The 12317-nt window shown below is 54.7% G+C and carries 9 protein-coding genes; 4 read left to right on the top strand and 5 right to left on the bottom strand.

Translation table 11 applies throughout. The features are described from left to right. Window positions 1-297 precede the first annotated feature (297 nt). Together brnQ and proY are read left to right on the top strand one after the other, a co-directional pair. A complete protein-coding gene (gene brnQ, locus ACI2J2_RS12895) occupies window positions 298-1617 on the top strand; it encodes a branched-chain amino acid transport system II carrier protein (protein ID WP_209636599.1) in 1320 nt (439 codons plus the stop codon). Window positions 1618-1688: 71 nt separating this feature from the next. Further along, a complete protein-coding gene (gene proY, locus ACI2J2_RS12890; protein WP_209636597.1) occupies window positions 1689-3095 on the top strand; it encodes a proline-specific permease ProY in 1407 nt (468 codons plus the stop codon). A gap of 540 nt (window positions 3096-3635) precedes the next feature. On the opposite strand, the gene ACI2J2_RS12885 is transcribed toward proY, so the two are convergent. After that, window positions 3636-3899 carry a hypothetical protein gene (locus tag ACI2J2_RS12885; RefSeq protein WP_404760180.1) on the bottom strand — a complete coding sequence of 88 codons (264 nt, stop codon included), beginning with the start codon at window positions 3897-3899 and terminating at the stop codon, window positions 3636-3638. Between the two features lie 131 nt (window positions 3900-4030). Further along, complete coding sequence (locus ACI2J2_RS12880; RefSeq protein ID WP_404760179.1) at window positions 4031-5287, bottom strand: mechanosensitive ion channel family protein; 1257 nt, start codon at window positions 5285-5287, stop codon at window positions 4031-4033. Between the two features lie 247 nt (window positions 5288-5534). On the opposite strand from ACI2J2_RS12880, the gene malZ reads away from it, so the two are divergent. Then, complete coding sequence (gene malZ, locus ACI2J2_RS12875) at window positions 5535-7358, top strand: maltodextrin glucosidase (RefSeq protein WP_404760178.1); 1824 nt, start codon at window positions 5535-5537, stop codon at window positions 7356-7358. A gap of 65 nt (window positions 7359-7423) precedes the next feature. Here the strand turns inward: malZ and ggt are convergent, their stop codons facing one another. The 3 genes from ggt to ACI2J2_RS12860 all read right to left on the bottom strand — a co-directional run bounded on the left by ggt (window position 7424) and on the right by ACI2J2_RS12860 (window position 10830). After that, complete coding sequence (gene ggt / locus ACI2J2_RS12870) at window positions 7424-9187, bottom strand: gamma-glutamyltransferase (RefSeq protein ID WP_404760177.1); 1764 nt, start codon at window positions 9185-9187, stop codon at window positions 7424-7426. 229 nt (window positions 9188-9416) lie between these two features. Continuing rightward, window positions 9417-10019 (bottom strand): peroxiredoxin C, encoded by a 603-nt coding sequence (locus ACI2J2_RS12865; protein WP_012005499.1) that lies wholly within the window; start codon window positions 10017-10019, stop codon window positions 9417-9419. A gap of 229 nt (window positions 10020-10248) precedes the next feature. Continuing rightward, the gene (locus ACI2J2_RS12860) at window positions 10249-10830 is read right to left on the bottom strand and encodes an ACP phosphodiesterase (protein ID WP_404760176.1); all 582 of its coding nucleotides are present in this window, start codon (window positions 10828-10830) and stop codon (window positions 10249-10251) included. Between the two features lie 246 nt (window positions 10831-11076). Here ACI2J2_RS12860 and queA point away from each other — a divergent pair, with 246 nt between their 5' ends. Continuing rightward, window positions 11077-12153: a tRNA preQ1(34) S-adenosylmethionine ribosyltransferase-isomerase QueA gene (gene queA, locus ACI2J2_RS12855; RefSeq protein WP_404760175.1), complete on the top strand. Its 1077-nt coding sequence runs from the start codon at window positions 11077-11079 to the stop codon at window positions 12151-12153. The last annotated feature ends 164 nt before the right edge of the window (window positions 12154-12317 follow it).

Genomic DNA, 12317 nt, shown 5'->3' with positions numbered 1-12317 from the left:
ACTGGTGCTTAAAGATTATCTGGTCGATAGCTCTGCTTTTTGTCATGCGCCTTGCCTTTCAACGCTATAAACGTTTAACTTAGGCCTCGTTGTCGGACTAAACCTCCATTTATAACTCTTAAAACTCTGCCCATCATCATGAGTGGTCACTTTCGAATAAGGACAAAACGCCGGAAAAAATGCGTTTTCTGCTCTTATTGGTCTCGCGATGAAATGGCAAGCCGGCAACCGGGTGGGGCATAACGCCACCACGATATCGGGCACTTTTTTTCATTTGAACAGGCAACACGACATCGTATGAGTCATCGTTTAACGTCAAAAGATATTATTGCATTGGGTTTTATGACCTTTGCCTTATTCGTCGGTGCTGGGAATATCATTTTCCCGCCGATGGTCGGTTTACAGTCCGGTGAACACGTCTGGACAGCAGCTATCGGCTTCCTGATTACCGCTGTCGGCCTACCGGTAATGACCGTGATTGCCTTGGCTCGTGTGGGTGGCGGCATTGACGCCCTGAGCACGCCAATTGGCCGTCGCGCGGGTTTGCTGCTGGCAACGGTCTGCTATCTGGCCGTCGGCCCACTGTTTGCTACGCCGCGCACCGCGACCGTTTCCTTCGAAGTGGGTATTGCACCCCTGACCGGTGATGGCGCCATGCCGTTGTTTATTTATAGCCTGGTGTATTTCGCACTGGTGATCGGCATTTCCCTGTATCCGGGCCGTCTGCTCGATACCGTGGGGCACGTGTTGGCACCGCTGAAAATTGTTGCGCTGGGTGCACTCGGCATTGCCGCGCTGGCCTGGCCTGCGGGTACGCCAATTCCGGCGACTGAGGTTTATCAGAACGTTCCGTTCTCTACCGGTTTCGTTAACGGCTATCTGACCATGGATACGCTGGGTGCGCTGGTATTCGGTATCGTTATCGTTAATGCCGCGCGTTCCCGTGGTGTTAAAGATGCCGGTCTGCTGACGCGTTATACCATTCTGGCCGGTTTGATCGCCGGTGTCGGCCTGACGCTGGTTTACCTGAGCCTGTTCAAACTGGGTTCCGGTAGCGGCGTGCTGGTTCCAGATGCCACCAACGGTGCGGTGATTCTGCATGCTTACGTGCAAAACACCTTCGGTGGGTTGGGCAGTTTCTTCCTGGCGGCCTTGATTTTCATCGCCTGTATGGTAACGGCAGTGGGCCTGACCTGCGCCTGTGCCGAGTTCTTCGCCCAGTACCTGCCGTTCTCCTATAAGACGCTGGTGTTTATCCTGGGGCTGTTCTCGATGCTGGTTTCAAACCTGGGCCTGAGCCATCTGATTCAGATCTCTATCCCGGTGCTGACCGCGATTTACCCGCCGTGTATCGTCCTGGTGGTGCTGAGCTTCACCCTGCGTTGGTGGCACAGCGCGCCGCGTATCATCGCGCCGGTGATGTTAGTCAGCCTGTTGTTTGGTATCCTTGACGCAGTGAAAGCGTCCACCTTCCAGTCTTTGCTGCCGAATTGGACGAATCACTTGCCACTGGCGGATCAGGGGTTGGCATGGTTGCCGCCGTCTCTGTTGATACTGGTGCTGGTCGCCATTTATGACCGGGTTTGTACGCGCACTGAAGTGACCGCGCACTCCTAATCTCCCGGCTAAATTTTGGGCCACGGACTTGTCCGTGGCTTTTTTACGTTTAAAAAACACGGGTTATTTTCATGCAACAACAGTCACCTGCCGCCCCCGCGGCCAATAAGCTAAAACGCGGTCTCAGTACGCGTCACATTCGCTTTATGGCTCTGGGTTCGGCTATCGGTACCGGTCTGTTCTACGGTTCGGCAGACGCCATTAAAATGGCAGGCCCGAGCGTTTTGCTGGCCTACCTGATTGGCGGTATCGTCGCCTTTATTATCATGCGCGCGCTGGGCGAGATGTCGGTCAACAACCCGCAGGCCAGTTCGTTTTCACGCTATGCGCAGGACTACCTTGGCCCTATGGCGGGGTATATCACGGGCTGGACCTACTGTTTCGAAATCCTGATTGTCGCCATTGCCGATGTGACCGCTTTCGGTATCTATATGGGCATTTGGTTCCCTGAGGTGCCGCATTGGATTTGGGTGCTTAGCGTGGTGCTGGTGATCGGCGCCATCAACCTGATGAGCGTGAAGGTCTTCGGTGAACTGGAGTTTTGGTTCTCGTTCTTTAAAGTGGCCACCATCATCATCATGATTGCTGCCGGTATCGGCATCATTATCTGGGGGATAGGCAACGGTGGGCAACCGACCGGGATCCATAACCTGTGGTCCAACGGCGGTTTCTTCAGCAACGGCTTTATGGGGATGATCCTCTCGCTGCAACTGGTGATGTTCGCCTACGGCGGTATCGAAATCATCGGCATTACCGCGGGCGAAGCCAAAGACCCGAAAACCTCGATTCCCAAGGCCATCAACTCGGTTCCGTGGCGTATCCTGGTGTTCTATGTCGGTACGTTATTTGTCATCATGTCGATCTACCCGTGGAATCAGGTGGGCACTAACGGCAGTCCGTTTGTACTGACTTTCCAACACATGGGTATTACCGTGGCGGCGGGTATTCTTAACTTTGTGGTGATCACCGCGTCGTTATCTGCAATTAACAGCGATGTGTTTGGTGTAGGCCGCATGTTGCACGGCATGGCCGAACAGGGCCACGCGCCGAAGATGTTCAGCAAGGTCTCTAAACGCGGCATTCCGTGGGTCACGGTTGTGGTGATGATGTTTGCGTTGCTGCTGGCGGTGTATCTGAACTACATCATGCCGGAAAATGTGTTCCTGGTGATCGCCTCACTGGCAACCTTCGCTACCGTTTGGGTGTGGATCATGATCTTGTTCTCTCAGATTGCTTTCCGCCGTAGCCTGAGTAAAGAACAGGTGAAGAACCTGGCCTTCCCGCTACGAGGCGGCGTGTTCACTTCCGTGGTGGCGATCATTTTCCTGGTGTTTATCATCGGTCTGATAGGTTACTTCCCAACGACCCGCGTGTCCCTGTATGCCGGTCTGGTATGGGTGGTGGTGCTGCTGGCGGGCTATTACTTCAAGGTTAATCGCCAGAAGAAATTGACGTTGCTGGCGCAACAGCAGGATTGAACATAAAGACACCGGCCTGGCGCCGAATGCTGGTCACTTAAGGTGTTTTTTTAGCGGGCTCAGCGTTTTTTTCGGTCGATAAACGAGCAGCGTACCATGACGCTCATACGCCTCGACCGAGCAAGGGACCGTAAGGCGCGGTCCCTTGCAACCCGCGCCTTTGCCCACTCAGACGGTTGGCTGCGCCAACGGCTCTCACTTCATCACGCCGCATCACGGCCGGCTACGACAGGCGTCCCTGCCTGTCTCGCCTGAAACCGCCGTCCATGGCGGTTTCGCCTATGCGTTGTTCTTGCGTTCGACGTCTTCAAGGGCGTCCAACACAATGCTCATCTCATCATTTCCACTGTCTTTCATCTCGCAACGTCACACTGAAGACATAGGGGCCGCGCCCTCGGCCCTTCCAATTGCCGTTCATTGTGGCTACAGAGAAAGATAAGATATTTACGGCAATTCTGGCTGCACTGAACCTACAGAGACCGAATAAAAAATGCCAATCGGGCTTAGCCGATCGGCATTAGGCTTGGCGCCGGTGTTTTTTTATCGCTTATCTTCCGGTTCGTCGTCACCAGAGGCGCGGGCTTCAATGCGCAGGCTGCTGTCATTCAATCGTTCTTCCTGCTCATCGCCTGCGGTGCGTGCCAGTATCTCGCGGATATCCTGCATTTTGTTGCTCAGGGTACTCAGTGCGGGTTGCAAAGTGCGGCTCAGACGGCTTTCGTCCAGTGAGGCGCTGTGCAGGCAGCCGACAAACATCAGGGCAGCCAGTAGGGTAAACAGTCGGGGGCGTAATTTTTTCTGCAATCCTCTTTTCCTTCAGCGGGCGATAATCAGCGCATTAACGCTGTTTTTATGCCGAAAGAAAAGAGGTCTGAGACATCCGTTGCCCATAGGTTGATAGTCATTACCGGCAGAAACAGTTACGTCAGTCTGCGTCAGGAAATCTCTGTTGCCTGCCGCATTTGGCTGCGCATGTCGTTGCCGGTTGGCATCTGATGCACCCGCAGATCGAATTCGTTAATCACCGCCAGAATATGGTCAAAAATATCAGATTGAATACTTTCGTATTCCGCCCAGACCGTGGTGTTGGTGAAGGCGTAAATCTCCAGCGGCAATCCCTCCGGCTGCGGGGCTAGCTGGCGCACCATGAGCGTCATATTTTGATGGATACCTGGGTGAGCGCGCAGGTATGCCACCAGATAAGCACGTAATGTGCCCAGATTGGTCAGACGGCGGCCGTTGAGTGGAGAACTGAGATCTACGGCAATCTGCTGATTATGCTGGCTCAGCTCCTGCGTTTTATCGTTCAGATAACGCTGCAGCAGCGGATTGCGGTTCAGCCGCTGTTGCTCTTCGTCCGACAAGAAATGTACGCTGGTGGTATCGATATTGATGCTGCGCTTAATGCGGCGTCCGCCGGACTCCGACATTGAACGCCAGTTTTTAAAGGAGTCGGAAATCAGGGCATAAGTCGGAATCGTCGTGACGGTGTTGTCCCAATTGCGTACTTTTACCGTGGTCAGACCGATGTCGGTGACCGCGCCATCAGCGCCGTATTTCGGCATTTCCAGCCAGTCGCCGATGGTCAGCATATCGTTGGCGGAAAGCTGAATACCGGCCACCAGACCGAGAATGGGGTCTTTAAACACCAACATCAGCACTGCGGTCATCGCCCCCAGGCCGCTGAGCAGCAGCAATGGCGATTTGCCCATCAATAACGAAACAATCATGATGCCAATCAAAATGGCGGCGACCAGCTTTAGCCCCTGAAAAATACCGCGTAACGGCAACTGGTTTGAGATCGGGCTTTGGCGCAGCATTGCCAACAGCGTATCCAGAAGGGAAAACAGCGACAACAGAGCGAAGCCCATAATCCAGACTTGTGCGGCGGTGACGATAATCGCCTGTGTCTGGCTGCCTGCGTGCAGCCACAGTACCGCTTGCACATTAATGATCACCCCTTGTAGTAACAGAGCCACGCGCTGGAAGAGTTTGTATTGGGTCAGCGCTTGCTGCCATACCCGTTGCGATTGTTGACCACGACGTTGGATCGCCGCCAATACGACGCGATGCAACACCAGGTGGATCACCACCGAGATCAGCACGATCAATCCCAGCACCATGAGCAGAGACATCACCCCACTGAATTCCAGCCCAAACTTCTCCAGCCAAAGGGTTATCTGTTGTTGCATTACGGCTCCTTAAAAAATGCGCAAGAAATATCCAATACACTCAAAAGACGTTAGCCTAATGGCTGCGGGCCATAATGTGCGCCTGTTTACCCTTTTTTACATAGGGTCGCCGCTGACTGACGCTCTCCACCCCCCGGCTCCTCCCCGAGTTTGCAGGCCAGAGAGGAGGGGGACTTGCACTCAACGTGGCATTGTTCGTGGCATTGAATAACGTCGTCGATTTCGTTTTGTACAGCAGGAGAACAGTATGCTTAATGCCTGGCATCAACCGGTCCCGCCCTTTGTGGTGAAAAAGGGACAACGCCTGGATATCACGCTCTGGTTACAAGGGGATGATCTGCCCGAACGCGTGTTTTTACGTGCCGAGCCGGACAATGAAGAATGGCTGTTGATTATGAAAGTGCAGCGCGTTGATGGCATGTCTCGCTATCAGGCCAGTCTGACGCTAAATGAAGGAGAACCGACCCGCCGTTACTGCTTCAAGCTGGTTTGGAACGATCGCCAACAATGGTTTGGGCCACTGGGGGGGTTGGTTACGCCACCTGCGCAATTGGCACAGTTTGCGGTCGATGTGCCTGATAGCAGCCCGGACTGGGTGGCGGATCAGGTCTTTTATCAAATTTTCCCTGACCGTTTTGCCAGTAGCGGTGGTGAGCACGGTATTCAAAACGGGAGCTATCGGCATCATGCAGCGGGTTGTGAGGTTGTGCGCCATGACTGGCAACATCCGTTGGAGGACCGTCATGCCGCGTCCACCTTCTATGGTGGCGATTTGGATGGTATCAGCCAAAAGCTGCCTTATCTGCAGGCGTTAGGCGTAACGGCACTGTACCTGAACCCGATTTTCACCGCACCGAGTGTGCATAAATACGATACCGAAGATTATTATCAGGTCGATCCCTATTTCGGTGGTAATGCCGCGTTGCAACGTTTGCGAGTGAGCACTCACAAGGTAGGGATGAAACTGGTGTTAGACGGGGTGTTTAACCATACCGGCGATTCACATCCGTGGTTTGATCGTCACCAGCAAGGTGAGAACGGCGCTTGCCACCACCCAGACTCGCCGTACCGTGGTTGGTTTAATTTCTACCCGGATGGCCGCGCGCTTGATTGGAAAGGCAATGCCAGCTTGCCAAAACTCAACTTTGCCGAACCGCAGGTTGCGGAGGCGATTTACCGGGGGGATGGCAGCGTGGTGCGCCACTGGCTACGCCCGCCGTACAGCATTGATGGTTGGCGACTGGATGTCGTACATATGTTGGGGGAGAACGGCGGCGCTACCGGCAATTTGCAGCATCTGGCGGGTATTTATCAGGCGGTAAAACAGGAAAATCCACAAGCTTACGTATTGGGTGAGCATTTTGGTGATGCACGCCGCTGGTTGCATGCCGGCGTGGAAGATGCAGCAATGAACTACATGGGGTTCGCTCTACCGGTACGAGGGTTCCTTGCTGGGCTGGACGTCGCACACCATCCGGTGCAGATGGATGCTGCGGACTGCGCCCAGTGGATGGATGGCTACCGAGCCGGGCTGCCACATGGCCGCCAACTGATCCAGTTCAACCAGCTCGACAGCCACGACACCGCACGTTTTCTGACGCTATTGCAAGGCAATCAGGCGCGCATGCAGATGGCGGCGGTGTGGCTGATGAGTTGGATCGGCGTGCCGTGTTTATATTATGGCGACGAGATTGGCCTGGATGGTGCCAATGATCCCTTCTGTCGCAAGCCTTTCCCGTGGGACGAAAGCCAGTGGGACCAGCGCTTGTTGGCCCTGTGCCAGCGTATGGCGGCATTGCGTAAACGGAGCCTGGCGCTGCGCCGCGGTGGTTGTCAGGTACTGCACGCCTCCGGTGAAACGCTGGTGTTTGTGCGCATCTATCAACATGAGCAGGTGCTGGTGGCGTTACAGCGTGGAGGCAGTGGCGCAGTGACCTTGCAGCATAGCCCACTGCTGGCCGCAGGCAAATGGCAGCGGCTGGAAGGGGACGGCGAGTTGCATGACGGGCAGAATGCTGTCTCGCTGCAATTAGGCGAGGAATCAGTGACCCTGTGGCGACGAATCGGTTAACGCTGTACAGGGGCCGGTAAACCGGCCCCTGGCTGGGTTAGTGGGCGTTCACACGCCCAGTGAAATCAATAGCCTACCGCAGAGCCCGCTGGACGACGAACGTCGTTAGCCCCGTACAGGTAGCCTTCACGCACCTTGCCAGAGACTGCTGAGTCGTTGCCGGAGTTGGCCGGGCTGACGCCAACCGCGTCGGGTAAACCGACCAGAATCAATTCAGCTGCACCCCACGGCGTTTGCTCTACCATCTTGTAGCCCATACCGCTGAGAAGTTTTAGCGTATCGGCCGAAACCCCACGCTGTTCGTAGTAAACCTCATCCGGCAGCCACTGATGGTGGATACGCGGCGCATCTACGGCTTCTTGCGGAGCCATGCCGTGGTCGATCACGTTTAGTGCCGTCTGCAAGGTAATAGTAATGATGCGTGATCCCCCCGGCGAGCCAAGCACCATAAAGATTTTATTGTCCTTGGTCACCAGTGTTGGGCTCATTGACGATAGTGGGCGCTTACCGGGGGCAATGCTATTAGCGGTACCTTGCACCAGCCCATAGAGGTTTTTCTCACCGACTTTGACGGTGAAGTCATCCATTTCATCGTTGAGGAAGAAGCCGGTACCCGGAGCAATCACCACCGCGCCAAAGCGACCGTTGACGGTATAGGTGGTGGAGACGGCGTTACCGTCATGATCGACAATCGAGTAATGGGTTGTTTCCGGCTTTTCGTGAGGTTCCATGCCGGGTTGGACATTCTCTGACGGCGTGGCTTTATCGGCGACGATTTTCTTGCGGATCTCTTCGGCGTAGCTTTTGCTGACCAGTCTGTCGATCGGGTTTTTGATGAATTCCGGGTCACCGAGGTAGGTATTGCGGTCCATATAGGCGTGGCGCATGGCTTCGGTCATGGTGTGAATCGCTGCCGCCGAGTTAAAGCCCATGCTTTTGAGATCGTAACCTTCGACCACGTTGAGGATTTCGCACAGTGTCACGCCGCCTGAGCTGGGTGGCGGTGCCGAAACAAATTTATAACCGCGGTAGCTGCAGGTAATCGGCGGGGTTTCGGTGACGTTGTAGTTGGCGAAGTCGGCTGCTGTCAGAATGCCGCCACCTTGTTTGGCTGCCGCTTCTACCGCCTGCGGGATTTTTCCTTTGTAGAAGGCATCAGGCCCCCCTTTGGCGATGGCTTCCAGGGTATTGGCCAGGTCGCTTTGCACCAGACGATCGCCCGGCTGTAGCGCCGTGCCGTCTGGGCGCAAGAAGATCTTGGCGGATTCCGGATCCTGCTTAAAGCGTGCGACAGTGGTGTCGAGGATATCGGTATCGGCACGGGTCAGCACAAAGCCCTCACGCGCCAGTTTGATGGCCGGTTCCATCACCTGTTCGCGGCTCAGTTTGCCGTATTTCTTGCGCGCGGTTTCCATGCCAAGCACGGTGCCGGGGACGCCCGCCGCCAGATAACCGTACAGGCTGGCGCCTTTCTTCACGTTGCCGTCGGCATCCAGATACATATTGGCGCTGGCCGCTGCCGGCGCAGTTTCACGGAAGTTAATAAAGGTATCGGTGCCGTCAGCCAGATGCACCGTCATAAAGCCGCCGCCGCCGATGTTGCCGCAGCATGGGTTAACCACCGCCTGCGCATAGCCAACAGCGACTGCGGCATCAATCGCGTTACCGCCCAACTTAAGGATATCGACACCAACCTGTGAGGCCAGATGTTGTGATGTCACCACCATGCCGTTTTTGGCTTCAACAGCTGGATTGGACGCAGCATACAGGCTGCTGCTGACGAGCAGCGCTGCCATGGTCAGCGGTTTGCTCCATTTTTGTAAAAACATAGTTATTCCTACCCTGTCAGTTTTCTTATTGTGTTTGGCTTGCCATATTTGCACTGCAAAGTGCGGGCCAGCCTATTGATACTAGCTACAGTTAAGGGATTACGCGGGAAACAGCCGGAGAAATGTGAGCGGAAACAAGGAAATGAAGCACAGAAAGTGGGCAGCGCGCCCTCATTTGGCGCAAAAAAAACCGGCCGCAAGGGCCGGTTGATACACTCACAGGCTGAAATTACAGCTTGGAAGCGTTTTCGGACAGGTATTTAGCGACGCCGTCTGGAGATGCGCCCATACCTGCTTTGCCTTTTTCCCACTGAGCCGGGCACACTTCGCCGTGTTGCTCGTGGAATTGCAGCGCGTCAACGGTACGGATCATTTCGTCGATGTTACGGCCGATTGGCAGGTCGTTAACAACCTGAGCACGAACCACACCGTCTTTGTCGATCAGGAAAGAACCACGCAGGGCAACGCCTGCTTCTGGGTGCTCGATGCCGTAAGCTTTCTGAATTTCACGCTTGATGTCAGCAACCATTGCGTATTTCACTTCCCCGATGCCGCCATTCTCGACGGGGGTTTTACGCCATGCGTTGTGTACAAATTCGGAGTCGAATGAAACGCCAACCACTTCAACGCCACGCTTCTGGAATTCTTCATAGCGGTGATCGAAAGCGATCAGCTCAGAAGGACATACGAAGGTGAAGTCCATCGGCCAGAAGAACAGGACAGCTGGTTTGCCGTTCAGGTGCTTCTTGAAGTTGAAGTTTTCAACGATTTCGCCACTGCCCAGTACGGCAGCTGCGGTGAAGTCAGGGGCTTGACGAGTTACCAGGACCATAATTACTCCTGTAATAGGTGTTAAGGGGTTGATGTAAAAGCAAGGGCCAGTATAGGGGCCACGACGTGGTGAATAAAGGGTAAAAGACCAATCGATGAGATAGCTTTTACCTATCAAAGTCGGCAATTAAATTTAGCGAGCTTTAAAAATAACCTTTTCCCGCAAAAGGGCAAGGGTTAAAAAGCAATTTATTGTAAAGCGTCGCATTTTCAACGGTTTTACTTCGGCCTTACAGCTTTTTATCTTTGGCTTGTTGCATCATCAGCGGATAAAACTGCCAGAATTGTATTTCAAGCTGATGATAGTTGCGTTCCACGTCGTCGAAGGAGCCAGCCAGTGCCGCCAGGCGTGGACGACGGCTAGCCATGCCGGCCAGCACGTTGCCGATAAACGGCAGCTCTGCGTAACGCTCCAACCAACGTTCCGGCCATAAATAACCATTTAAATTCTGAAAGCGCGGTGGTGTCATCGGCAGATGCGGGGCGATCTGGTTACGGGCTTGCTGCGTGAAACCTTGCAGGCTAAGAGAGGGCTCCAATTGCTGCCAGTGACGCGCAAGGAAGTGATCCCACACGACGTCGAGTGTGATGGGGGCTACGCGCCGATGCTCATCGGTGAAGTAGTCGCGGCAGGCCTTGACCTGCGGCAGGCTGTCGGTCAACACATCGACGCGACGGTGCATCATAATGCCGGCCACGACCTCGGGAGCGTATTCGCCTGCGGGGTTGCCACGCACGAAGTCGGCCAACAAATTGCCCAGTAGTGAGCTTTCCGCCAGTGAGGCTAAATGGAGATGAGCGAGATAATTCATCGGGCAACTATACCTGAAGTCATGCAAATCCTCCTTATTTCTTGCCGCTGACCGCCCGCAGCTTTAGACTAGGCCGCCTGTTTTTTTATGACCAACATACTCGTCGCCTTTCAAGCCGCAGTGTTGTTGGCTGCACTTGCCCATCCCGGTCACTTACTCAAGTGAGCCTGCGGGGATGCGCAGGCTGGCTGCCTAACTGCAACTTGAAAGCCATCGGGTATAAACAATGAAGAAGTGAATAGAGCCATGCGCGTCGCCGATTTTTCGTTTGAACTTCCCGAGTCCCTGATTGCCCACTATCCCCAACCTGAGCGCAGCGGTTGCCGTTTGCTGCAGTTGGATGGGCCGAGCGGGGAGCTTAAGCATGGCGTCTTCACCGATCTGCTGGATAACCTGGAAGCAGGCGATCTGTTGGTGTTCAACAACACCCGTGTGATCCCCGCACGTATGTTCGGCCGTAAGGTCAGCGGCGGCAAGATTGAAGTCCTGGTGGAGCGTGTGCTGGACGATCATCGGGTGTTAGCGCATGTGCGCGCTTCTAAAGCCCCCAAGCCGGGCACCGACCTGCTGCTGGGTGACGATGAAAGCATCGCGGCGACTATGGTGGCGCGTCACGATACGCTTTTTGAACTGCGTTTCAACGATGAACGCGACGTGTTCACTATCCTGAATGCTGCCGGCCACATGCCGTTGCCGCCGTATATCGATCGCCCGGACGAAGACGCCGACCGCGAGCTTTATCAAACGGTTTACAGCGAAAAACCGGGTGCCGTCGCGGCCCCGACCGCCGGGCTGCACTTCGACGAGCCGCTGTTGGCTGCGCTGCGCGAGAAAGGCATAGAGATGGCGTTTGTCACCCTGCACGTGGGCGCGGGCACCTTCCAGCCAGTGCGGGTCGAAACTATTGAAGAACACGTCATGCACGCCGAATACGCGGAAGTGCCGCAGGATGTGGTTGACGCGGTGCTGGCGTGTAAAGCACGCGGCAAGCGCGTGGTAGCCGTCGGCACCACGTCGGTGCGTTCGCTGGAAAGCGCCGCCAACGCCAGTAAAGAGGCATTAATTGCCCCGTTCTTCGACGACACCAGCATCTTTATCTTCCCGGGTTACCATTACCAGGTGGTTGACGCACTGGTGACCAACTTCCACCTGCCGGAGTCGACGCTGATTATGTTGGTCTCCGCTTTTGCCGGTTATAAAAACACCATGCATGCCTATCAGCAGGCGGTGGCCGAGCAATACCGTTTCTTTAGCTACGGCGATGCGATGTTCATCACCCGTAACCCGCAGGCGGAACAAGAGTCCGTCGGTGTAACTCCTTAATAGACTTCAATATATGGGAGGGTTGTAAACGAGCTAGACCCCAGAAACTTACTGTAGTTAGCGTCTGGGGTTAGAAACTTTCTAGGAGTTAGCTCAAATCACAACTGTTCATTTTTATTTATGTTTTTGTCATAATATTTTTATACGGGTATAACGCCATGATT

This window comes from Serratia sp. NPDC087055 (assembly GCF_044900985.1).
Classification (GTDB): Bacteria; Pseudomonadota; Gammaproteobacteria; order Enterobacterales; family Enterobacteriaceae; genus Serratia.
The sequence above is the reverse complement of the archived record's forward strand: the minus strand, read 5'-3'. Positions and strand labels throughout refer to the sequence as shown.

Coding starts and splice junctions, on each gene's coding strand:
- brnQ (WP_209636599.1), top strand. CDS start 298: ATGAGTCATCGTTTAACGTCAAAAGATATTATTGCATTGGGTTTTATG.
- proY (WP_209636597.1), top strand. CDS start 1,689: ATGCAACAACAGTCACCTGCCGCCCCCGCGGCCAATAAGCTAAAACGC.
- ACI2J2_RS12880 (WP_404760179.1), bottom strand. CDS start 5,287: ATGCAACAACAGATAACCCTTTGGCTGGAGAAGTTTGGGCTGGAATTC.
- malZ (WP_404760178.1), top strand. CDS start 5,535: ATGCTTAATGCCTGGCATCAACCGGTCCCGCCCTTTGTGGTGAAAAAG.
- ggt (WP_404760177.1), bottom strand. CDS start 9,187: ATGTTTTTACAAAAATGGAGCAAACCGCTGACCATGGCAGCGCTGCTC.
- ACI2J2_RS12865 (WP_012005499.1), bottom strand. CDS start 10,019: ATGGTCCTGGTAACTCGTCAAGCCCCTGACTTCACCGCAGCTGCCGTA.
- ACI2J2_RS12860 (WP_404760176.1), bottom strand. CDS start 10,830: ATGAATTATCTCGCTCATCTCCATTTAGCCTCACTGGCGGAAAGCTCA.
- queA (WP_404760175.1), top strand. CDS start 11,077: ATGCGCGTCGCCGATTTTTCGTTTGAACTTCCCGAGTCCCTGATTGCC.